The organism is Candidatus Paralachnospira sp. LCP21S3_A2, from assembly GCF_052118925.1.
In the GTDB taxonomy this organism is placed as follows: domain Bacteria; phylum Bacillota; class Clostridia; order Lachnospirales; family Lachnospiraceae; genus Lientehia.
Genome location: NZ_JBQKGG010000003.1, coordinates 101,962 through 125,183, shown reverse-complemented (window position 1 = coordinate 125,183; position 23,222 = coordinate 101,962). Strand labels below are relative to the sequence as shown.

The 23,222-nt window shown below is 51.3% G+C and carries 22 protein-coding genes; 2 read left to right on the top strand and 20 right to left on the bottom strand.

Going from position 1 to position 23,222, the window contains the following annotated elements:
- Positions 1 to 79 precede the first annotated feature (79 nt).
- Both ACTQ3K_RS03925 and ACTQ3K_RS03920 read right to left on the bottom strand, forming a co-directional pair.
- Entirely contained in the window at positions 80 to 655 is a 576-nt protein-coding gene (locus ACTQ3K_RS03925) for a DNA-deoxyinosine glycosylase (RefSeq protein ID WP_441566085.1), read from the bottom strand.
- Complete coding sequence (locus tag ACTQ3K_RS03920; RefSeq protein ID WP_441565989.1) at positions 591 to 1,112, bottom strand: nitroreductase family protein; 522 nt, start codon at positions 1,110 to 1,112, stop codon at positions 591 to 593. Before ACTQ3K_RS03920 ends, ACTQ3K_RS03925 begins: the two co-directional genes overlap by 65 nt.
- Positions 1,113 to 1,337: 225 nt before the next feature.
- Between ACTQ3K_RS03920 and ACTQ3K_RS03915 the strand changes: the two genes are divergently transcribed.
- Positions 1,338 to 2,165, top strand: coding sequence for an NYN domain-containing protein (locus ACTQ3K_RS03915; RefSeq protein WP_441565990.1), 828 nt, complete (start codon positions 1,338 to 1,340; stop codon positions 2,163 to 2,165).
- Positions 2,166 to 2,279: 114 nt separating this feature from the next.
- On the opposite strand, the gene ACTQ3K_RS03910 is transcribed toward ACTQ3K_RS03915, so the two are convergent.
- The 10 genes from ACTQ3K_RS03910 to rho all read right to left on the bottom strand — a co-directional run bounded on the left by ACTQ3K_RS03910 (position 2,280) and on the right by rho (position 12,517).
- Complete coding sequence (locus ACTQ3K_RS03910; protein ID WP_441565991.1) at positions 2,280 to 3,116, bottom strand: class II fructose-bisphosphate aldolase; 837 nt, start codon at positions 3,114 to 3,116, stop codon at positions 2,280 to 2,282.
- A gap of 223 nt (positions 3,117 to 3,339) precedes the next feature.
- Complete coding sequence (locus ACTQ3K_RS03905) at positions 3,340 to 4,710, bottom strand: aldehyde dehydrogenase (protein WP_441565992.1); 1,371 nt, start codon at positions 4,708 to 4,710, stop codon at positions 3,340 to 3,342.
- Positions 4,711 to 4,712: 2 nt separating this feature from the next.
- On the bottom strand, positions 4,713 to 5,117 hold the full coding sequence (locus ACTQ3K_RS03900; protein WP_441565993.1) for a secondary thiamine-phosphate synthase enzyme YjbQ: 405 nt from the start codon (positions 5,115 to 5,117) through the stop codon (positions 4,713 to 4,715).
- Between the two features lie 77 nt (positions 5,118 to 5,194).
- Positions 5,195 to 6,688: a Na+/H+ antiporter NhaC family protein gene (locus ACTQ3K_RS03895; protein WP_441565994.1), complete on the bottom strand. Its 1,494-nt coding sequence runs from the start codon at positions 6,686 to 6,688 to the stop codon at positions 5,195 to 5,197.
- Positions 6,689 to 6,793: 105 nt separating this feature from the next.
- The gene (locus ACTQ3K_RS03890; RefSeq protein ID WP_441565995.1) at positions 6,794 to 6,991 is read right to left on the bottom strand and encodes a DNA-directed RNA polymerase subunit M; all 198 of its coding nucleotides are present in this window, start codon (positions 6,989 to 6,991) and stop codon (positions 6,794 to 6,796) included.
- A 188-nt stretch (positions 6,992 to 7,179) separates the two neighbouring features.
- Positions 7,180 to 8,256 (bottom strand): peptide chain release factor 1, encoded by a 1,077-nt coding sequence (prfA, locus tag ACTQ3K_RS03885; protein WP_441565996.1) that lies wholly within the window; start codon positions 8,254 to 8,256, stop codon positions 7,180 to 7,182.
- Positions 8,257 to 8,271: 15 nt separating this feature from the next.
- A complete protein-coding gene (gene prmC, locus ACTQ3K_RS03880) occupies positions 8,272 to 9,165 on the bottom strand; it encodes a peptide chain release factor N(5)-glutamine methyltransferase (RefSeq protein ID WP_441565997.1) in 894 nt (297 codons plus the stop codon).
- 87 nt (positions 9,166 to 9,252) lie between these two features.
- Positions 9,253 to 10,200, bottom strand: a complete 948-nt coding sequence (locus tag ACTQ3K_RS03875) for a DUF1385 domain-containing protein (RefSeq protein ID WP_441565998.1) — start codon at positions 10,198 to 10,200, stop codon at positions 9,253 to 9,255.
- A 73-nt stretch (positions 10,201 to 10,273) separates the two neighbouring features.
- A complete protein-coding gene (gene rpmE / locus ACTQ3K_RS03870) occupies positions 10,274 to 10,480 on the bottom strand; it encodes a 50S ribosomal protein L31 (protein ID WP_441565999.1) in 207 nt (68 codons plus the stop codon).
- Positions 10,481 to 10,687: 207 nt separating this feature from the next.
- Entirely contained in the window at positions 10,688 to 12,517 is a 1,830-nt protein-coding gene (gene rho / locus ACTQ3K_RS03865; RefSeq protein ID WP_441566000.1) for a transcription termination factor Rho, read from the bottom strand.
- A 323-nt stretch (positions 12,518 to 12,840) separates the two neighbouring features.
- Here rho and ACTQ3K_RS03860 point away from each other — a divergent pair, with 323 nt between their 5' ends.
- Entirely contained in the window at positions 12,841 to 13,356 is a 516-nt protein-coding gene (locus ACTQ3K_RS03860) for a DUF4364 family protein (RefSeq protein ID WP_441566001.1), read from the top strand.
- A gap of 55 nt (positions 13,357 to 13,411) precedes the next feature.
- On the opposite strand, the gene ACTQ3K_RS03855 is transcribed toward ACTQ3K_RS03860, so the two are convergent.
- The 8 genes from ACTQ3K_RS03855 to ACTQ3K_RS03820 form a co-directional block, all read right to left on the bottom strand.
- The gene (locus ACTQ3K_RS03855) at positions 13,412 to 14,557 is read right to left on the bottom strand and encodes a toxic anion resistance protein (protein WP_441566002.1); all 1,146 of its coding nucleotides are present in this window, start codon (positions 14,555 to 14,557) and stop codon (positions 13,412 to 13,414) included.
- A 134-nt stretch (positions 14,558 to 14,691) separates the two neighbouring features.
- Positions 14,692 to 16,074, bottom strand: a complete 1,383-nt coding sequence (locus ACTQ3K_RS03850) for a 5-bromo-4-chloroindolyl phosphate hydrolysis family protein (RefSeq protein ID WP_441566003.1) — start codon at positions 16,072 to 16,074, stop codon at positions 14,692 to 14,694.
- A complete protein-coding gene (gene yihA / locus ACTQ3K_RS03845; protein ID WP_441566004.1) occupies positions 16,043 to 16,684 on the bottom strand; it encodes a ribosome biogenesis GTP-binding protein YihA/YsxC in 642 nt (213 codons plus the stop codon). Before yihA ends, ACTQ3K_RS03850 begins: the two co-directional genes overlap by 32 nt.
- A gap of 105 nt (positions 16,685 to 16,789) precedes the next feature.
- Positions 16,790 to 19,087, bottom strand: a complete 2,298-nt coding sequence (lon, locus tag ACTQ3K_RS03840; RefSeq protein ID WP_441566005.1) for an endopeptidase La — start codon at positions 19,085 to 19,087, stop codon at positions 16,790 to 16,792.
- 64 nt (positions 19,088 to 19,151) lie between these two features.
- On the bottom strand, positions 19,152 to 20,417 hold the full coding sequence (gene clpX, locus ACTQ3K_RS03835) for an ATP-dependent Clp protease ATP-binding subunit ClpX (RefSeq protein ID WP_441566006.1): 1,266 nt from the start codon (positions 20,415 to 20,417) through the stop codon (positions 19,152 to 19,154).
- A gap of 4 nt (positions 20,418 to 20,421) precedes the next feature.
- Positions 20,422 to 21,009, bottom strand: a complete 588-nt coding sequence (gene clpP, locus ACTQ3K_RS03830) for an ATP-dependent Clp endopeptidase proteolytic subunit ClpP (RefSeq protein WP_441566007.1) — start codon at positions 21,007 to 21,009, stop codon at positions 20,422 to 20,424.
- A gap of 22 nt (positions 21,010 to 21,031) precedes the next feature.
- Positions 21,032 to 22,318, bottom strand: coding sequence for a trigger factor (tig, locus tag ACTQ3K_RS03825; protein ID WP_441566008.1), 1,287 nt, complete (start codon positions 22,316 to 22,318; stop codon positions 21,032 to 21,034).
- 319 nt (positions 22,319 to 22,637) lie between these two features.
- Positions 22,638 to 23,186 (bottom strand): DJ-1 family glyoxalase III, encoded by a 549-nt coding sequence (locus ACTQ3K_RS03820; protein WP_441566009.1) that lies wholly within the window; start codon positions 23,184 to 23,186, stop codon positions 22,638 to 22,640.
- Positions 23,187 to 23,222 lie beyond the last annotated feature (36 nt).

Below are 23,222 nucleotides of genomic sequence, written 5' to 3'. Positions count from 1 at the left end.
TTCAGGGCGCCGGTTCCCCGCGCCCTGCAAACTCTCAGTTTTTCCTGTAGTAAAGGATCACTCCTTTTTTACTTCTCCGTCACACGATCACACTCCAGGCTTTTACCAGCCGTTCCAGGCTGAACGCTGCATTGGCGGGACTGGTGGACGGCAGCTTTACCGCCTCCATGCCGGTCTGTTCCCGCAGATACGTTTCATATAAACGGTACGAGGTTCCGCCGTTGCAGACAATGGTTTCAATCGCTGCCCGCCCGAGGATCTCCGTTAAATCATTGGGAACTGCATTCCGGATACTGCTGTCACTGGAACCGATGATCTCACAGCTTGCGATCACATCCCACATGGCAATTCCATGATCCAGCAGAAACTGTTTTTTCTCTTCGATCGCAGACGGAACCGTACCCTCACAGGTATTTTTTTCACACCTGCAGTCCCCGAACAATACCGCCAGAACCTTCCAGAGCCGGTTCTGCGGATGATTGTAAAAGAAATGTCCCTCCCTGGATTTCACCGACGGAAAGCTTCCAAGGATCAGGATGCGCGAATGCTCATCGTACACCGGGGGAATCTCGTGAATCACCCTCTGAGACTCAGTCTGCCCAGACAATATAATCGTCCTTTCTGGGCTTTTCCGCAGGCTCCGGCCCCTCTCCATAGCCAAGAATACAGTGACCGATCCCCTCCAGGCTGTCCTTCAGGCCCCACTTCTTCATGAGGGCTTTTCCCTCCGCGCTGTTAAACACTTCTTTTGCCCGGTGGATCCAGCAGGAGCCAAGCCCCAGTGCATGTGCCGCATTAAGCAGGTTGCCCATCACCAGGCTTCCGTCCTCCTTATAGGTCGGAACCTCCTTGTCGGCAAACACAATGATCACCGTCGGCGCACCGTAAAACGGATCTGTGTGAACCCCCATGACTTCCGCATTCATGCGCGACAGCTTCTTTACCGTCTCCGGCTCCTGAACAACCACCATCACTGCCGACTGCCGTCCCATACCACTGGGTGCATTCATGCCCGCCTTTAAGATTTTCTCCAGATCTGCCCGGTTAATCTGAGTCGGCTGATACCTCTTCACACTTCTTCTTGTGGTAAGATCCTGTATGGTTTCCTTCATAATCCAAATATCCTCCTGTTCTCGCCGTCACAGATCTTCCGCTCACTTTCCCGGGTTTCTCCGCGGCCGGCGGCCCTGCCCCTATCATAGCACGTTTTCATGAGTTTGAACAGAATCGGAATTTATGATATGCTTTGTGGTTACTTTCCATTGAGTTTTCCCGCCCTCTGCTTTATAATAAAACAGGAAGTCATTTCCTATTAAATAAGACGACATGAGGTTTTTATGAACAAGGAATTAAAATTCGCGATTCTGATCGACGCAGATAACATTTCTGAAAAATACATTAAGATTATTCTGGACGAAACCGCAAAGAGCGGTATTGCCACCTATAAGCGGATCTACGGCGACTGGACGAACCCTCAGCTCAGTTCCTGGAAACGGGTGCTTCTGGACAACTCCATCATTCCGATCCAGCAGTACGGCTATACCACCGGAAAGAGCGCCACAGATTCCGCCATGATCATCGATGCCATGGATATCCTGTATACCGGCGGCGTGGACGGTTTCTGTCTGGCTTCCTCCGACAGCGATTTCACCCGTCTGGCAGCACGGCTGCGGGAATCCGGCATGCAGGTCATCGGCATGGGCGAGAGTAAAACGCCAAAGGCCTTTATTTCGGCCTGCAACCAGTTCAAATATCTGGATATTCTCTTATCCTCAAGTCAGGAAGAACCGGAGACCGTAACGGAACCGGCTGATCTGCCATCTGCAGAATCGGAAAAGGCAGTGGCTGTCAAGAAGAACCGGAGCCAGTCCAAGCGTACCAAACAAAAAAAACAGGAACCGGAGCCTCAGCCCCAGACGAACCTGAAAACCATCAAAAAAGCAATCCTTTCCCTTGTGGAAGAATGCTCCGACGACGACGGCTGGATCTTTTCCGCCGAGCTTGGAAATCAGCTGGCCAAACGATTCCCCGATTTCGATGTCCGAAACTTCGGATTTTCCAAGTTCACCCCCTTTATCAATTCCCTGGGGATGTTCGATGTGAAGCGCAACCAGGCAAATTCCAACAGCAATGTCCAGCTTGTCTACTTTAAACTGAAGTCATAACGAAAATAAAAACCACGCAGGACGGCTCTGTCTCTTCCCCAAAAAGACAGCACCTCTCATGCGTGGCTTTTGTTTTATATTCTTTAACCTTCTCCCAAGTCCACTTTCACTTAATTACCGATTCTGGAACACTCTCATCTTCTTCATGGTCGCCTGCTTGATGGCCTCCACCATATGAGGCTGAAGATCAGTCAGTAAATGCTCTCCGTTCTCATAGAAATCATGCGCGGCTTTCGCTCCGGCAAGATTGATGTCCGTAAAAATATTGATCTTGCTGATTCCCTCAGTGATGGCCTTGCGGAAATCATCGTCTGTCAGTCCGGATCCACCATGAAGCACCAGGCTGGTTCCGATGGTTTCCGCAATTTCTCGGATTCTGGCAAAATCCAGCTTTGGAGGAAGCTTGTATGCGCCATGGGCTGTGCCGACTGCAATCGCCAGTGCGTCTACACCGGTTCTTGTGGCGTAATCAAGAGCCTGCTCCGGCTCGGTATAAAATGCAGACGGATCTGCCGCGTCACCAGTTGTCGGGTTGTTGCCCACATGTCCAAGCTCCGCCTCGATGGTTGCACCGCAAGAATGCGCCAGCTTCGTCATTTCCGCTACCTTTTTGATATTCTCCTCATAGGGGTCTGTGGAGCAGTCATACATAATGGAGCTGAAGCCCAGCTCCAGAGCCTTTTTGCAGCACTCTGCCGTCAGACCATGATCCAGATGAACAACTACAGGTACACTGGCACGCTTTGCCATGGGGATCAGCATATCCGCCATCTCCTCAAGAGAAGCCAGAGGCAGAAGCACCTCCGCCGTTCCAATGATGACAGGAGATTTCGTCTCCTCCGCTGCCGCGATCACGCCGCGGGCAAATTCCAGACTGCAGGTATTGAACAGCCCTACTGCATAATGATTTTCTCGTGCCGGTTTCAGAACATCATTCAGATTCGCTAACATAATTTTCTCTCCTCTTATTGTAAATTAAATATACTATTTGGCTTTAAATTTTACCTGCTTATCGCAGGTAATTGATTGTATATTTTATTTACCATTAGGTTACAACGAAAACAATGGTTTGTCAAGCTCTGATCGTCAAAAAGATTTCACGGGTCCACCCAGGCCTGCCAGCCGGAGTCGTCTGGAACGTTCCCGGGCTTCCCCCAGTTTAACTGTTCTGTATTTATTTCAGGAACAGCCTCAGCAGCTTTTCTTTCCATTTTCGGTACGGCTGATACCGGATCGGCAGATCGATCCAGTTGTATTTTTTCACGATGCTTTTCTCATGGCTGAAGGTCTCGAAGCTTTTCCTTCCATGATAGCTTCCCATACCGCTGTTTCCAACGCCTCCAAAGCCCATGCGTGAGGTGGCAAGGTGAATGATCGTATCGTTGATGCATCCGCCGCCGAAGCTAAGGGAACCGAGAAGCCGCCTTTCTGTTTCTTTGTTTCGGGTGAAAATATAGCAGGCCAGAGGTTTTTCCCGCTCCAGGACAAAGTTCTCGGCCTCGTCAATGGTCTCAAAAGTCAGTACCGGAAGCAGCGGCCCGAAGATTTCCTCCTGCATCACAGGATCGGAGGGCTTTACCTGATCGAGAACCGTCGGGGCAATCTGGAGTGTGCCCTCCCTGACTTCGCCGCCCATGAATACCGTTCCGGAGTTCATCAGACCCTTGATCCGGTTAAAATGCTTCTCATTGATGATCTTCGGATAATCGGGATTCTCCAGCGGATTTTTTCCGTACATCCGCCTGGTCTCCGCGCGGAACAGCTTCAGAAACCGATCCTTGACGGAGCTCTGGACCAGCAGATAATCCGGCGCTACGCAGGTCTGTCCGCTATTTAAAAATTTTCCAAACGCAAGCCGTCTGGCTGCCACCTTCAGGTCCGCAGTCTCATCTATGATACAGGGGCTTTTGCCGCCCAGCTCCAGCGTCACCGGTGTCAGATTCTTTGCTGCCTTTTCCATGACCAGCCTTCCGACCTTCACGCCGCCGGTAAAGAAAATATAATCAAACTGCTGCTCCAGAAGCTCGGCGTTTTCGGCTCTTCCACCCTCCACAACCGCCACATATTCCGGCGGAAACACGGATTCGATGAGGCGCCTGATGGCCGCCGACGTGGCCGGTGCGTAGGCAGACGGCTTTAACACGCAGCAGTTTCCCGCCGCGATAGCTCCCACCAGCGGTTCCATACAGAGCATGAACGGATAATTCCATGGCGACATAATCAGAGTCACACCGTAAGGCTCCATAATGGAAAAGCTCTTTGCATGGAACTGCGCCAGAGGCGTCAGATGACGCTTCGGCCTTGCATAGCGGATCAGATGCTTTTTCATGAAGGAAATTTCCGAAAGTGTCATTCCGGTTTCCGTCATGTAGGACTCCGATGGTGCCTTATTCAGATCCTCCCGAAAAGCCGCAAACAGCTCACTCTCCCGGTTTTTGATCTCCGTTTCCAGACGCGCCAGGGCCTCCAGGCGAAAAGCCACAGGGCGTGTCGCACCTGTGGCATAAAAAGCCCGCTGTTTTTTTACCAGTTCCTGAATCTCCAATCTTATCCCTCCATTACCTTTACATAAACCGTTCTCTGTCTCGGTCCGTCAAATTCACACAGGTACAGATCCTGCCATACGCCGAGAATGATTTCTCCCTCCTCCAGGATCAGTGTTACAGACGCACCCATGACCGAGGATTTCACATGGGCATGGGAATTTCCCTCGTAATGACGGTAGCGGATATCCCTGGTGGGAAAAGTTTTTTCCAGTGAATACAAAATATCGTGAGAAACGTCCGGATCTGCATTCTCGTTGATGGTAAGCGCCGCCGTGGTATGGGGACAATGGACCACTACAATCCCGTTTCGGATCCCGCTCTCCTTCACATCTTTTTTGACGATGTCCGTCAGCTTTACCATATCTCTCCGTTCCGAAACGATTACATTATGTTTGAACAGATTCATCGAACGTCCTCCTGTTTTCTAAAAATAATAGAAAAATACTTGTTATCCGGAGCCGGTTATGCTCTGCCGTCCGGCTGTCACGCTTTCGCTTTCTTTGTTTTTCCTGCGATCACCGTCAGAACGATCATAAGCAGGACCAGACCCAGCAGCGTGCCGGCCCAGCCGTTTGCCGTAATGCCGGCCGCCAGATATCCCACAAAACAGCATGCCGCAACCGTCAGCGCATAGGGAATCTGGGTGGATACATGATTGATATGGTTGCACTGAGCTCCCGCCGAAGCAAGGATCGTTGTATCGGAGATCGGGGAAATATGATCGCCGCAGACAGCACCTGCCAGGATTGCTGCTGTTGTGATGGTCAGCATATTGATGTTTCCGGTTCCAACCACCTCAAAGGCAATGGGGATCAGGATTCCGAAGGTTCCCCAGGAGGTTCCGGTCGCAAAGGACAGTCCCGTTGCCACAGCAAACAGAATGGCCGGAAGCAGCATGGCAACCAGCATATTTCCACCCACCACGCTTCCTACAAAGCCGCCGATGTTCAGATAATCCTCGCGGCATACGCCGGAAAGTGTCCATGCGAGACAGAGGATCATGATGGCCGGTGTCATGGCCTTAAAGCCCTCGGTGAAGCTCTCACAGAACTCCTTGAAGGTAATGACCTTTCTCGGCAGATACAGAATAAAGGTTACAACCAGCGTAAAGAAGGAGCCCAGCACAAGGCTTCTTGCGGAATCGCAGTTTGCAAATGCTTCCACGATGCCGACACCGTCCAGGATTCCGCCGGTATAAAGCATTCCTGCGATACAGAACACGATCAGGACCGCAATGGGAATGATCAGATCCATCACCTTGCCACGGCCGGTGATCTTCAAGTCCTCTTCGCCGTCAGTGGTTTCTTCTCCCTCTCTGGCAACCAGCTCTTCATACTTTTTCATCGCGCCGTAATCCATGTTCCGGCCAATCATATAGAGCATGAACACGATGGTCAGGATTGCATACAGGTTAAAGGGAATCGTCCGCAGGAACAGATTAAAGCCGTCGATCCCGCTTCCCTCCGGAAGAGAGGAGCCCACTGCCGCTGCCCAGCTTGAGATGGGTGCAATGATGCAGACAGGCGCCGCCGTTGCATCAATGATATATGCCAGCTTCGCACGGCTTACCTTATACTTGTCCGTCACGGGACGCATAACCGTTCCCACAGTCAGACAGTTGAAATAATCATCTACAAAGATCAGAGATCCGAGAAGCACGGTAGAATACAGAGCTCCGCGCTTGGATTTGATGACCTTGGACGCCCAGTTTCCATAGGCCCTCGATGCACCGGATTTTGTGATCAGTGCCACGAGGATTCCGAGGAGTACCAGGAATATCAGAATATCCGCGTTTCCGCCGATCTTCTCTCCCATGATCGTAAATGTGGTTTCTACTGAAGTAAGCGGGTTAAATCCCGTTACCAGAAGTGCTCCCGAAAGGATTCCGATGAGCAGTGACAAATAAACTTCCTTTGTGATCAGCGCCAGTGCAATCGCCACGACCGGCGGCAGCAGCGCCCAAGCTGTTCCAGACATACAAGTCCTCCCTTTTGTGTTGATGTTTTGTCCGCGTGTATCCTTTTGTTTCTGTCTTTTTCATGCTCCGCCCTTTTGTACCCGGCCGGCTTTATTGCTTATGGCTTACACCCTTTTGTCTCTTTCCTTTGTCCGGCAGTCCCTGGCAAGCGCTTCCCGTTCTTTCTCCGGAAGCTCCACCCAGTCAGTATAGGAAATATCCATAGGCTTCATCTGTGCACCGCACTGATAACATTCTGCCTTCAGGAATTTCGATACTACCCGCGTTTTCCCGCACTGCGGACATACAAATATCCGAATCACACTGGTTCTCCATTTCCTTTGTAAAAGAATCTTCTGTTTTCACAAAAGACTTCCTGTTACGCAAAAAACTTCCTGTTACGCAAAAAACTTCCTGTTACACAAAAAGCCTTCCCAGGCGCTTTTGCCAAGTCCCGGAAGGCTTTGCTGTTTGTTCTTTATTATAAACAATTTCTTAACAGATTACAAGGTTAATTTTCATTCATCTTTGCCAGCTTTGCAGCCTGATCGGCCGCGATGCAGGCATCAATGATCTCCTGGATATCTCCGTTCAGGATTTTATCCAGCTTATAAAGTGTCAGTCCGATCCGATGATCTGTCACACGCCCCTGGGGAAAGTTATAGGTACGGATCTTCTCCGAGCGGTCTCCGGTTCCGATCTGGCTTCTTCTTGCTTCTGCCTCCGCGTCATGCCGCTTCTGACATTCAATATCATACAGCTTGGTCTTTAACAGGGCAAACGCCTTCGCCTTGTTCTGGATCTGAGATTTCTCCGTCTGGCTGTATACCACGATTCCGGTGGGATAATGAGTCAGACGAACCGCAGAGTCCGTCGTATTGACACACTGACCGCCGTTTCCGGACGCACGCATTACATCGATTCGGATATCCTTTTCATCAATCTGAATGTCCACTTCCTCATCGGCCTCCGGCATCACTGCCACGGTCACGGTGGAGGTATGGATCCGCCCGCCGGACTCGGTTTCCGGCACACGCTGTACCCGATGCACGCCGGATTCATACTTCATAACAGAATAGGCACCCTGGCCCTTGATCATGAAGCTTACACTCTTCATTCCGCCGATTCCGATCTCATCCGCCTCCAGAAGCTCCGTCTTCCAGCGTCTGCTCTCGGCATAATGAACATACATCCGATAGATCTCCGCCGCAAATAATGCCGCCTCATCACCGCCGGCGCCGGCACGGATCTCCACGATAACGTTCTTATCATCATTGGGATCCTTTGGAAGAAGCAGCACCTTCAGCTTCTGCTCCAGTTCCGTGATCTTTTCTCTTGCACCGGAAAGCTCCTCCTTGAGCATTTCCCGCATTTCCTCGTCATTCTCGCCATCCAGCATGGCAAGACTGTCCTCCACATCCTGCTTTGCACCCTTATATTCCTTATAGGTCTCCACAAGGGGGGTCAGTTCATTCTGCTCCTTCATCAGCTTACGGAAGCGGTTCTGATCTTCCACCACATAGGGGCTGTTCAGTTCTTCCATAATTTCTTCATACCGAATCAGAATATCATCGAGTCTGTCAAACATGAAACTCCTCCTGTTCTATTTTCTTCCCCGGAATCCTGCTGTTACAACCCGTTCAAGCCCGGGCAGATCCCTGATTATTTCTGTATCTGTAAATCCGTTTTCTGTTAAGATTTCCGAAACCGCCGCTCCCTGGTCCCAGCCGATTTCCAGATAGATCCGGCCGCCTGCTGCCAGATACTCCGGCGCACGCGCACCGATCCTCCGGTAAAGCAAAAGCCCATCCTCGCTTCCATCCAGTGCCAGACGCGGTTCATGATCCCGTACCTCCGGTTCCAGGGTCTCAATCTCGGCACTTTTTATATAGGGTGGATTGGATACGATCACATCAAATCCGCCCTCCAGGTTTTCAAACAAGTCGGAACGGACCGTCCGGCACACAGCTTCTTTTCCAAGCCGTCGGATATTTTCCTCTGCCACAGCCAGAGCCTCTCCGGAAATATCACTGAGCGTCACCTGAACATTGCACAGATATTCCGCCAGACTGATCCCGATACAGCCGCTTCCGGTGCAGAGATCCAGGATCCTTAAAGGCTGTCCTTCCCTTCTGCAAAGCTGCCCCTGCTTTTCGTCCTCCAGGACACATTCCACCAGCGTTTCCGTATCCTGTCTTGGAATCAGCACATGCTCATTGACAAAAAACGAAAGTCCCATAAAATCCTGGCTTCTCAAAAGCTGCTGCAGAGGGATCCGTTCTCCCCGAAGCCTCAGCAGCCGCCCGAATTCCTCTTTCTGCCTCCGTTTTTCCTCCGGAACCGTCTCATTGGCCTGAAGAAAATATTGGCTTCGTTCCATGGAAAACACATGAGAGAACAGATACCAGGCATCCAGACGGCTTTCTGTGATACCGCGTTCCGCCAGATAATGGCTTCCTTCGTCCAGAAGTTCTCCATAACTTCCCTTTGCTTTCATGGCACCCCCTGCTTTTCCGAAAAATAACCGTTCTCTTATCGCACCGGCTCATCCGTGTCTTTTGCATGATAAACATGCTCCATGACATCAAAAGTTTTCTTTCTCGTAATTCTTCCAGTCAAACACGGCTTCCACCGACCGGATCCCCACCTCGATCATGTCGTCGTCCGGTTCTCTGGTCGTCAGCCCCTGAAGCCACAGCCCCGGCTTGCTGATCAGATTGATGATCGGATTATCGCTGTTTCCGGCCAGCCGCAGGATCTCATAGGAGATTCCGGCGATCACAGGGATCAAAAGGATCCGAAGCAGCACCTTCAGCCACACCGTATCCGTCTGGATCACCATGGAAAATAAAATACTGATCAGTACCACAAATAACAGAAAGCTGGTTCCGCAGCGCTTATGCTGCTTGGAGCTTTTCCGCACATTTTCTACCGTCAGGGGCAGTCCGTGCTCAATACAGTTGATGCACTTATGCTCTGCTCCGTGGTACATATAAACCCGGCGGATATCCTTCATGAGAGAGATCAGCAGCACATAGGCGATAAAGATCACCAGGCGGATCAATCCCTCGATAAATCCCATGAGTGCTCTGGACGGGATATGCTTCCGAAACAGACTGGATAAGAACATCGGCAGCATGACAAAGATTCCCAGCGCCAGGATCACAGAAAATACCATCGTGATCCCCATGATAATGCCGTCCTTTTTATCTGTCTGTTCCTCTTTCCGGGCCTTTCCTGGATCCGGTTCTGTTTCCGTCCTTCCGTTTTTCTGAACCGGCTCTTCCTCATCGTAAAAGCTGGCAGAAAAGCTTAATGTCTTCATGCCCATACGCATGGAATCCACAAAATTAAAAATTCCTCGTACAAAGGGAATGTTCAGTCCCTTATGCTTATCAAGAAAGGATACCCAGGTATCCTTTTCCACCTGGATCTCTCCGTCCGGCCTGCGAACCGCCACCGCATACTTGCTGCCGTTCCGCATCATAACGCCCTCAATCACTGCCTGGCCGCCGATTCCCGATGATTTCATTGGCAGTCCCCTTTCATTACAAAAAGGCTGCGATCCCTTTTTCCGAAATCGCAGCCCATTTCTTTACAGCACCTTATTTTGCGTTCATGCCGTACTTACGGTTGAACTTCTCAATACGTCCGCGTGCGGAAGCAGCCTTCTGCTGTCCGGTGTAGAACGGATGGCACTTGGAGCAGATTTCAACATGAATATCGCCCTTTGTGGATCTTGTCTCGAACTCATTACCGCAGTTGCAAACTACCTTTGCAGTCTGATAATTAGGATGGATACCTTCTCTCATTTCATTCACCTCTCTCAAACGATTTCTATCGCTAGGCATAGATACGCCTGTTTTCTTTCTAAAACAGCGAATTTAATTATAGCATAAGCATTCCGGTTATGCAAGTCTTTTAAATAAAGTTTTCCGCGGTTTCGGAGATTTTTCGCGGTTTTCCGCCGCTTTTCCATACATGAGATCAATACTTTTCCGGATTTTTATCATTCTGTCCTACGGTATCTGGATTTTCGCCACCTGTGCCAGGAATTCCCGGTTATTTCTGGTCCGGCGGAACAGATCCAGGATCCGCTCCACGGCTTCCTCCTGCTTCAGGCCGCCGGTTACTTTCCGGATCTGCTCCACGGCTTCCTGCTCTTCCTTCGTCAGAAGCAGATCGTCCCGTCTTGTTCCGGATTTCAGTATATCAATGGCCGGGAAGATCCGTTTTTCCGAAAGCTTCCTGTTCAGAACCAGCTCCATGTTGCCGGTTCCCTTAAATTCCTCGAATACCATATCATCCAGACGGCTTCCTGTCTCCACAAGCGCCGTCGCCAGGATCGTCAGGCTTCCGCCCTCCCGCATGTTTCTGGCCGCACCGAAGAACCGTTTCGGCATATGGAGCGCCGCCGGATCAAGGCCGCCGGAAAGCGTTCTGCCGCTGGGCTGCACTGTCAGATTGTAGGCTCTCGCCAGTCTTGTGATACTGTCAAGCAGGATCATAACATCCTTTCCATGCTCCACCAGGCGCTTGGCCCGCTCCAGAACCATCTCCGATACCCGCTTATGATGCTCGGGAAGCTCGTCAAAGGTAGAATAAATTACTTCTACATTCGGCCCCTCAATGGACTCCTTAATATCCGTTACTTCCTCGGGACGCTCATCGATCAGAAGCACGATCAGATGCATATCCTTGTGATTGATCTTCACCGCCCGCGCGATTTCCTTTAACAGCGTTGTTTTTCCGGCCTTGGGCTGGGAGGCGATCATGCCTCGCTGTCCCTTGCCCACCGGTGCCAGAAGATCCACGATCCGCATGGCAACGCTTCCTCCCTGCGTTTCCAGGTGGATCCGCTCGTTGGGAAAGATCGGCGTCAGATCCTCAAAATTAGGTCTTCGTTCTGCCAGATACGGCGGCATATCGTTGACTTTGGAGACATAGAGCAGCGCCGCAAACTTCTCCGTCGGCGTTTTCACTCTTTTGCTTCCGCATACGATATCTCCGGTTTTCAGGTTAAAACGGCGGATCTGGGACGGCGATACATATACATCATCATCTCCCGGCAGAAAGTTTGCACAACGAATAAATCCATATCCATCCGGCATGACCTCCAGGATTCCGTTGGCCTGGATCCCGCTGTCCAGTGCCTGAAGCTCCTCGGGATTGATATTGGGCACCATGGACGGCTCCTGAACAGCTTCATTCTTCACATAATCGCCGGTTCTTCCGTTATTTCCTGCTGCAGCAGGACCTCCCTGCTGGATATTCTGCGGGCCACGATTCTGAGGCTGATTATATCCCTGCTGTGCAGACTGGCCGGCCGGTCTGGCCATATTCCCGTATCTTGTGCCGCCTGTCTGGACATTTCTTTGTCTCTGCATTCCATTGGACACAGTCCGGTACCGGGGATTCTCCCCATTCTGTCCATACGGCCGGTCCATCTGCGCTGCCCCGCCGGCCGCATAGTTCTGGTTATAATTCTGGTTATAATTCTGGTTATAATTCTGATTATAGTTCTGACTGCGGTTCTGACTTCCGGACTGTACCGCTCCATTCGGTATATACCCCTGACCGCTGCCCTGATTTTCGGCCGGTTTCATCTCTCCCTGTCCATTGGCCTGATTTTCGGTCTGTGCCGCTTCATTCCGGGCATCGGACTGACTGTTCTGTCTGGATGCCTCATTCCGGGAATCAGCCTGACCGTTCTGTCTGGACGCCTCATCCCGTTCCAGGATCATATCGATCAAAAGTGCTTTCCGATAGGAGGTTACATTTTTAATTCCCAGGTCTCTGGCAATCTGACGGATCTGTGCCAGCGGCAAAGTCTCCAGTTTTTCTTTCATAAATTTTATTTCCTTTCTGCAATGGGTAAACAAATAAGAACAAGAGGAACGATTTTTCAGATTTAATTTCAGTTTTCTCGTTTTGTGGGATTCATCTGCCTTGAAATCGGCATATCAGAACATAGACTCTTATAATGACATAATATAGCACACTTCTCTTTTTTTGGCAAGTACCCGGATTTACCGGGACAAAAATCACCCCCAAAATACCGCTTGATTTCACCTTTTAAAGTTGGTATGATGATACCAGGACTCACGAATTCCACGGTTCCGTCCGTACGGAATTCTGTTTGTATCTCATATCCGAAGGGAGGGAAGATTCCATGTCTGAACCGCTGACTCTGTATAAGCTGATGATTCTGTATATGTTAAAGCAGGTAAAGTTCCCGCTTTCCAATGCCCAGATTTCGGAATTTTTTCTGGATAAGGAATATACCACTTACTTTACGCTTCAGCAGGCGCTTTCTGAACTCAGCGAATCTCACCTGGTAAAAATGGAATCCACGCGCAACAGCTCCCGTTATGAGATCACCAGTGAAGGTGAAGAAACCCTCTCCTATTTCGGGAAGAAAATCTCTTCTGCGATCGTTGACGATATCGACGCCTATTTAAAAGAAAATAAAGTCCGCCTCCGCGATGAAGTCGGACTGATCTCTGATTATTACCGTTCCACCGCCCAGGATTATGTGGTTCACTGTGCGATCCGTGAGGGTAAGACCTCGCTTCTGGACCTGAGCATTTCCGTCCCGGACAAGGAACAGGCCGAGCATATGTGCAGCCGCTGGAATAAAGAAAACCAGGCGATTTATCAGAACATCATGAAGCTGTTAATGAAATAAAAAAGAATGTGCCGCGGCACATTCTTTTTTATTTTGATCCATCATTCGATATTTCTTACTTCCGGTTTGCGATCTCCAGAAGCTTGTCCTTTAACTCGCCCTCCAGCCGGTTCATTTCCACCTCTGCCTCAGCTCTTGCCTTTCTGCCGTCGGCCTGGATCTGAAGTACCTCATCCAGCGTTGCGATCAGCGTTTCGTTGGTGGATTTCAGCGTTTCCATATCTACGATTCCACGTTCGGATTCCCGTGCCACATCGGCAGATGCCGTCTTTAAGGTCTCGGCATTCTTCTTGAGCAGCTCATTGGTCATGTCTGAAACCCTGCGCTGTGCCTGAGCAGCTTCTGCGGAATGGGCCGCACCGAGCGCAAGAACCATCTGGTTCTTCCACAGAGGAATCGTATTGACGATCGTGGACTGGATCTTCTCGACCATTACTGTGTCATTGTCCTGCACCAGACGGATCTGAGGGGCTGTCTGCATGGAGATCATGCGGGTCAGCTCCAGATCATGAAGCTTCTTCTCAAACCGCTTGCATCTGGCATCCAGATCCCGCGCTGCCTGAGCATCTTCCGGAAGTCCGCTCTTCTCCGCCTTTGCAGTCAGCTCCGGCAATTCCTTATTCTCCACCTCATAAAGCTTTTTCTTTCCGGCAAGGATATACATGGAAAGCTCCTTGAAGTAGGTCAGGTTTGTTTCGTACATCTTATCCAGCATGGCAGCGTCCTTTAAGAGCTGCACCTGATGATCCTCCAGAGCCTTGCAGATCCTGTCCACATTGACCTCAGCCTTGGCATACTTTGCCTTCATAGCGGTAACCTTATTGGCCTGCTTTTTGAAAATGCCTAAGAAGCCACGTTCCTCCTCCGCATCAAAGCCCTTTAACTCTGTTACCACATCGGCAAGCAGAGTCCCAACCTCTCCGAGATCCTTGGTCTTCACGTTGTTCAGGGCGGACTCGGAAAAGTCTGCCATCTTCTTCTGCGCGCCCGCTCCATACTGAAGAACAGCTGCCGAATCTGCCAGATCGATCTGTCCGGCAAAGGCATCTACCATCTGCTTTTCCTCCTCGGAAAGCATATTATCGTTCCATTCCGGCTCTTTTTTCTCTGCCGGAAGCTCCGGCTCCGGAGCTTTTGTCTCCCCGAACGGATCCAGTGTCAATACCGTTTTTGTCTGAACTTCATTCATTTCCATGGCCATCCTCCCCAATTTCGCTATTTTATTTCTGTTAAGCTTCCATGCTTTCCGCAGCTGTTTCTGCGTTCACAGATATGCTTTATCATATCACGGTTTCGCGCTCCCGCCAAGAACCGTGCCTTCATTTTACGTTCCTTTTACATCTGTTTCTTATCAATCTGCCCTCCGGAAAGCCCCTCCTGGGCAAGCAGGGTCTTCAATACCGAAATATCTGTGGACACATCCCAGGCAGTCTCCTGGAACATGCTGTCAAACAGGCGCTCAAATGCCTCGTTTAACGTATCCAGCGTATCCTCGATCTCCTTTTTGGAGGTGGTGATATTCTCTCCCTGAACTGGCTGGCCGTCCAGCTCCTGATATGCCTCCAGAAGCTTTACTGTCGTCGGCAGATAATAATCCATCATCTTCCGCAGGTCCGGAATGTTCTCCGGATGGCGCTCCACACGGTCAAAGATCTTTGAAATGATGGTCTCCATCTGGAGGATCTTTGCAGAGATTTCCTCGCCCGGTATCGCATCATTGCAGGCCCGGATCCGCTTCACATACACCTTTCCCTGCCGGATCGTCTCCTCGGCCTCCGGGCTCAGCTTCGGCCTGCTCTCCTCCATAACGGCGGCCTGCTTTTTTGCCGCCTCCTCTTCACTTTTCTGACGGCTGGCCTGCTCCATGGTCTGGCGATACTGCCGGTAGGTGGCATCATCGGTGATCAGGCAGGTTTCCTCATCATCCATATGCCCCTGGGGAAACCAGCCCCTGGCGATCATCTTTTTCAGATCCTTTGTGACATAAGCCGTGTTCTTTCCGATGCTGTCCGCCAGCTCCTTCAGCTCGCAGTAGGTCTTTCCGCGGAGCCTTGCCGCATAGCGCTTAAACCGCTTCACCAGAGAATATTTTCCGATTCCCATTTTAAGCAGCACCAGTCCTGCGGCAAAAAGAGGCAGAATACAGATCAGTCCGGTCAGGACACCCTTACTGAGTCCCCAGACGCCCAGTGCTGCCAGAAGTCCCACAACTGCCATGGCCGTCCCGCCCGCAAGTACACTGCCGCAGATGGACAGGGCAATTCCTCCCGCCATGGTATGATTGATCTGCACAGGAAACGATGTTTTCTGTACTGCCGGACGGTGATCAGAGCACTGGCTCTGTACCCCGGCTGCATTTCTGACGTTCTGAGAGAAGCTGCTCCAGTTTCTGGTACTGGTTCTGCTGCTGCTCTGCCAGTTGCCGCCCCGCATGGTTCCGTCGGTCTTTACCGCCCGTCCGTACACGCTTTCATCGCTCTTTCTTGCTCGCCCCTGGGAATCAGAGTATTCCGTCCTTACCGTTCTTGCACGCCAGCTTTTCGTCTCACTGCCAGACGTCTCATCGGCGGAATTCTCTTTATTTTCACTGACTGCCGCCATAGCCTGGTCGATGGTACTTCGGATATTCTGGTTCAGCTTCTGGAAATCACCGCAGTTTACGGCGTCCTGTACCATATCCTTGATATTATTCCCCAGATTCTGCCATTCCTCGTTCATCCGCGGCCTCCTCCATTTCCTGCTCCGGCTCTGTAAGGTGCTCGATCAGTGTCCAGATCTCCTCCCGTCCCTGCTTTGTCTCGGCAGAGAACGGGATCACCGTCACATCGGCTCCGATCCCCAGACCGGTCCGCACAGTCTTGATCTGCTTCTGGATCTGGCTGCGCTTGATCTTATCTAACTTGGTGGCAATGATCACCGGCCGGTAACCGTTATGAACCACCCAGTCATACATCTGCTTATCGTTGGCTGACGGCTCGTGACGGATATCCACCAGCAGGAACACACACCGGAGCTGTCTGGATTTCTTCAGATAGTTTTCAATCATACGCCCCCACTTTTCCTTTTCCGCCTGGGATACCTTCGCATATCCGTAGCCCGGCAGATCGACGTAGTACAGGATGTCATTGATGTTATAAAAATTAATGGTCTGGGTCTTTCCCGGCTGCGCCGAGGTTCTGGCATACGCCTTTCGGTTCATCAGCGCGTTGATCAGAGACGATTTTCCTACATTGGATTTTCCTGCAAAGGCGATCTCCGGCTTGTCATTTTCCGGCAGACGGCTGGTCACGCCGCAGACCGTTTCCAGATTTACACTTCTGATTATCATTTTCTCTGCCTCCCGGCTCTCTCACTGCGAAGACCGGCCCCATCGGCCGGAACGCATTCCTTTTATGTTATGCGCCCGGCATCGGACTCCTCCGAAATCTCCCGATTACACAAGCGCTGCCTTCAATACCTGTTCCATGTTTTCCACATACCGGATCTCCATGCCGTCCAGGATCTCCCTGGAAAGCTCCTGTACATTCGGTTCGTTCGTCTCCGGCACTAAAACCGTATGGATGTCCGCCATCTTTGCCGCCAGAAGCTTTTCCTTCAGGCCGCCGATGGGAAGAACCCGGCCGCGCAGCGTCACCTCACCGGTCATGGCAAGATCCGCCTTGACCTTCTTTCCGGTCACCGCCGACATCATCGCCGTCGCCATGGTGATTCCGGCGGACGGGCCGTCCTTGGGAACAGCTCCCTCCGGGATATGGACATGGATATCATTCTTCTCATAAATATTGTTGTCAATGTCATAGGCGGAGCTTACAGAACGGACATAGCTGAGAGCGGTCTGAGCGGATTCCTTCATGACATCGCCCAGCTTTCCGGTAAGCTGAAGCTTTCCGCTTCCGGGCAGGAGGCTCACCTCCACCTCCAGCGTATCGCCGCCCACACTGGTCCATGCCAGGCCGCGGACAATGCCCACCAGATCCTCTTTATTGGCCTTGTCAAACCGAATAAGCTCTCTTCCGAGATACTTTTCCAGGTTCCGCTCGGTCACCTTTACCGTCTTCTTTTTACCCTCCAGAAGCTCTCTTGCTGCCTTCCGGCAAAGCTCACCGATCTTCCGTTCCAGGGAACGGACACCGGCCTCTCTGGTATAGCTGTGGATGATTTTCCGGATTGCTCCTCCGGTCACAGAAAACTGTGCCTGCGAAAGACCGTTCTTCTTTCTCTGCTTGTCCACCAGATAGTTGACGGCAATATGATACTTTTCATTTTCCGTGTAGCTGCTTACTTCGATCACTTCCATACGGTCTAAAAGCGGACGCGGAATTGTCTCCGTAGTGTTGGCCGTCGCAATGAACAGCACCTCAGAAAGATCAATGGGAAGCTCGATGTAATGATCCCGGAACTTGCTGTTCTGGTTTCCGTCCAGGATCTCCAGAAGCGCCGATGAGGGATCTCCCTTGTAATCACCGCCCAGCTTGTCCACCTCATCCAGAAGGATCAGCGGATTGGATGTTCCCGCCTGCTTTAAGGCAGCTGCAATCCGTCCCGGCATAGCGCCCACGTAGGTCCTCCGGTGGCCGCGCAGCTCCGCTTCATCACGGACGCCTCCCAGACAGATCCGCACATACTTTTTACTGAGTGCCCGGGCAATGGAGCGGGCAATGGATGTCTTTCCTGTTCCGGGCGGTCCGACCAGACAGAGGATCGGGCTTTCTCCCTTTCCGGTCAGGGAACGGACGGCAAGGAATTCCATGATCCGCTCCTTGATCTCCTCCATACCGTAATGATCCGCTTCCAGAATCGCCTCGGCCTTTCCCAGATCCTTATTGTCTCTGGAATGCTTCTCCCATGGAAGCTCCAGCAGATTTTCCACATAGTTGCGGCTGACATACGCCTCCTGGCTTCCGGCCGGCATGGCACGATAACGGTTGATCTCTTTGGTGATCCTATCCTTGATCTCTTTTCCTGCCCTCAGATGGGAAAGCTGCTCCTCAAACTCCTCCGCCTCTGATTCGCTGTCCTCGCCCAGCTCCTCACGGATCAGCTTCAGCTGTTCTCTTAAAATATATTCCTTCTGGTTCTGGTCTACCCGTTCCTTGACCTTTTCCTGGAACTCCTGCTTGATGCGGCAGACCTGAACCTCCATGGTCAGGATCTTTTCCACCAGCACATACCGCTCCGGCAGAGAAATAGCCTCCAACAGCTGCTGGCGGTTCTCCAGACTGAAGGGAATGTTGACTGCAATATCATCAACCAGCTCCTCCAGACTGGTGCTTTCCAGCAGCTCCGCGATCAGTTCCCGGTTCATGGACGGATTTGCATCGGCGTACTGCTCTACCAGTCCCTTTAAGATCCGGCTCATGGCCTCTCTTGTGATCTCGTCTGCTTCCGCAAAGGGCTCTGTCGGGCAGGGCTCAAACTCTGCCTCCAGATACCCCTCCGAATCGGTAAGCTCTGTCAGACGGCCGCGCAGCAGACCTTCCGCCAGAACTCTTACCATGCCGCCGGGCAGCTTTACGATCTGCTTGATGGACGAAACGGTTCCGATCTCATAAAGCTCCTTCATGCCCGGATCTTCATCCTGAACCGAACGCTGTGCCACCAGAAAGATCTTCTGATCCGCCACCATGGCTTTTTCCAATGCAAGAATAGACTTTTTCCTGCTGACATCAAAATGTACCACCATTTTCGGCAGCACACATAATCCGCGAAGTGCGAGTGCAGGGATTGTCATGTTCTTTCCTCCTTTAGTTTCCTTTTACACAACAAGGGACCGCATTGTTCTGCGGCCCCTTTCGTCAGGCGGTTTCGCCCTTGCGCTTCTTTACTTCCGTATCACGGTAGACAAGCTGCGGCTGGGCCTTGCCCTCCACGACTTCTTTTGTAATGATACACCGGCCGATGTTGTCATCTGACGGGATCTCATACATAATATCGGTCATTACTTTTTCCATGATTCCACGAAGTCCGCGGGCGCCGATCTTGCGCTCCACCGCCTGGTCTGCAATCGATTCCAGGGCATCATCCGTGAACTGGAGTTCCACACCATCCAGATCAAACAGCTTCTGGTACTGCTTCACAATGGCATTCTTCGGCTCTGTCAGAATCCGGATCAGAGCATCACGGTCCAGTAACTCCAGTGACTCCACCATAGGCACACGGCCAATGAACTCCGGGATCAGGCCAAACTTGATCAGATCCTGCGGTGTTACCTGAGACAGAAGCTCACTGACATCACGCTCGCTCTCATCCTTTAACTGGTTCTCAAAGCCAAGAGATCCGGCTCCGAGACGGCTCTCCACGATCTGCTCCAGGCCGTCAAAGGCTCCGCCGCAGATAAAGAGGATATTGGTGGTATCAATCTGGTACATCTCCTGATGGGGATGCTTTCTTCCGCCCTGAGGCGGCACACTGGCAACCGTTCCCTCCAGGATTTTTAAGAGTGCCTGCTGAACGCCTTCGCCGGAAACGTCTCTCGTAATGGACACATTCTCGGACTTCTTCGTGATCTTATCGATCTCATCAATATAAATGATTCCGTATTCCGCCCGCTCAATATCAAAATCGGCGGCCTGAATGATCTTCAGCAGAATATTTTCCACATCCTCGCCGACATAACCGGCCTCAGTGAGAGAGGTTGCGTCTGCGATGGCAAAGGGCACGTTTAAGATCCTTGCCAGGGTCTGGGCCAGGAAGGTTTTTCCTGATCCGGTAGGCCCGAGGAGAAGGATATTACTCTTCTGTATCTCGACATCGGAGGTTTCCTCCGGCGCCATGATCCGCTTGTAATGATTGTAAACCGCAACGGAAAGGACTTTTTTTGCCTGATCCTGTCCGATCACATATTCGTCCAGGAACTTCTTGATTTCCTTCGGCTTTAACAGGTTGATCCCCTCTGCCAGTGCGTCCTTGTGGTTCAGATCGGGATCTTCCGCGATCAGCTCCGCACAAAGCTCCACACATTCATCACAGATATAGACATCCTTTCCGCCTGCGATCAGTTTTCTTACCTGTTCCTGGGTCTTTCCGCAGAAAGAGCAGCGAACGTCAAATTTTCCTGCCATTGGCTTACCTCTGGCGGCTTTCAATCACCTGGTCGATGATTCCATATTCCATGGCCTCGGCCGCGCTCATATAATGGTCGCGCTCCGTATCCACCTCAACAACACTTAACGGCTGGCCGGTGTTCTGCGCCAGCAGCTCATTGAGCTTTCTCTTTGTTGCAATGATCTTATCTGCCACGATCTGGATATCGGTGGCCTGGCCCTGGGCACCGCCGGAGGGCTGATGGATCATGATCTCCGCATTGGGAAGCGCCATGCGCTTGCCCTTTGTTCCGCCTGCAAGAAGGAATGCACCCATGCTGGCTGCCATTCCGATACAGATGGTGGATACATCGCATTTGATATAGTGCATGGTATCATAAATTGCCATACCTGCTGTCACAACTCCACCGGGGCTGTTGATGTAAAGCTGGATATCCTTTCCGGGATCCTCCGATTCCAGGAATAAAAGCTGGGCCACGATCAGGCTGGCCGTCGTTTCATTCACTTCCTCGCCCAGAAAGATGATCCGCTCTTTTAACAGTCTGGAATAAATATCGTAGGAACGCTCGCCCCTGCTGGTTGATTCAATGACGTAAGGAACTAAACTCATTCAGATACCTCCTGTAATTCAATTAAACCTCTACTGCCTCTGCACACAGAAGATCTACAGCCTTCTGTACTGCAATATCAGTCTTCATCTGTGCGGCTTCTGCCTCACCAAGATACTTCTTGAGCTGGTCTGCTTCCATCTGGTAAGCCTTTGCCATCTCTTCGATCTCTTTGTCTAATTCTTCATCAGACACCTGGATATCCTCAGCCTTTGCAATCGCCTCCAGAACAAGTCTCGTCTCGATGCGCTTCTTCGCCTGCTCAACCATCTGCTGCTCCAGCTGCTCTCTTGTGGTTCCGGTGTACTGCATATACATTTCCATAGTCAGACCCTGGCCCTGCATTCTCTGAGCAAACTCATCAACCATGTTGGAAGCCTGAGTCTTGATCATGGGCTCCGGAATCTCCATCTGCGCGTTTGCAACAGCCTTCTGTACAGCCTCGTCTTCCTTTGCTCTCTTGGCGTCTGCTTCCTTCTGTGCCTTTAACTTGTCGGCAACTTCCTTCTTGTACTCTTCCAGAGTATCGAACTCGGAAACCTCGCTTGCGAACTCATCATCGATCTCGGGAAGCTGCTTCTCCTTGATCTCCTTCACAGTTACCTTGAAGATTGCATCCTTGCCTTCCAGCTCTTTTGCCTGGTAAGGAGTCGGGAAGGTTACCTTTACTTCTGTTTCTTCGCCTGCATTCTTGCCGATAAGCTGATCTTCAAAGCCGGGGATGAACTGGCCGGAGCCGATCACCAGCGGGAAATCCGTTCCCTTTCCGCCCTCGAATGCTACGCCGTCGCAGAAGCCCTCGAAGTCGATCACTGCGGTATCATCCTTCTGAACCGGGCGGTCTTCAACGGTAACAACCGTTGCATTCTTCTCCTGCTCCTTCTTGATCTCAGCCATCACATCATCATCGGTTACGATGAGATCCTGCTTTGCAACCTCAACGCCCTTATACTGTCCAAGCGTCACCTCAGGCTTTACCGCTACGGTTGCAGTAAAGATCATGGGCTTTCCTGCCTCGATCTGGGTTACATCAATCTCCGGACGGGAAACAATATCAAGACCGCTCTCGTCGCATGCCTTTGCATAAGCGCCGGGAAGCAGGATATTAACAGCGTCCTCATAAAATACGCCAACGCCGAACATCTTCTCGATCATCTTCTGGGGTACATGGCCCTTACGGAAGCCGGGAACATTGAATTTGCCCTTATTCTTCTTATACGCATCGCCGATCGCCTTTGTTACTTCCTCAGCGGGAACCTCGATGGTCAGCTTCGCCATGTTCTTTTCCAAGTTCTCTACCTGTACACTCATTTCCGTGTATCCTCCTTAATAATATAGATTCAGAATGCGCAATAGAAGCCCTCCCGGAGCTTCCCCATTACACAAAAGCGTTTCTGTCTGTATTCACAGTCTGACAAGTTACCATTATATCATAGAATATATTTAATTTCCAGCACTTTTTGCACTCCTTCAGAGCCAAGCAGATTTATGGGCAGCCATGCGCTATGCTTGCATAAAAGAGCATGACTGACCATAAATCTATTTGGCGAGAAGCCACAGCGAGATGAAGCGCAGCGGAATCGAGCTGGGCTTGGCTCTGGAAATTGGGGTGAAACCGCGAATGCTTCCTTTACGGATGCTGGATTGCTTCTTTTACCTGCGCGGAAATCTCCTCTCCGACCAGCATCTTTAACAGCTCCAGTCCTTCATCGATGGCGAATCCAAGGCCTCTTGCGGTCACTACGCTGCCGTCGCGGACAACGCCTTCTCTTGTGACCTTGGCACCCAGAAGCTTCTCCTCCCAGCCGGGATAACAGGTAGCACGCTTTCCTTCCAGAACACCGTATTTTCCGAGTACACTGGGCGCCGCGCAGATGGCCGCCAGTACCTTTCCGTCTGCCTGGAATTTCCGGATCATTTTTCCGAGTCCCACGTGCTCCGCCAGATGGGCCGTACCGGGCATACCGCCCGGAAGAAAGATGGCATCACATTTCTCACAGTCTGCTTCCGACCAGAGGCTGTCCGTCCTGATCGTAATCCCGTGGGAGCCGGTAATCCCCTGTTTTCCGCTCATGGATGCCAGCGTCACTTCCACGCCTCCGCGCCGTAAAATATCCACCACTGCCAGGCATTCTACCTCTTCCAGTCCCTCCGCCAGACACACATATACCTTTGCCATACCTGCTCCTTTCTGCTGTCATGCAGCCGTCCGTTT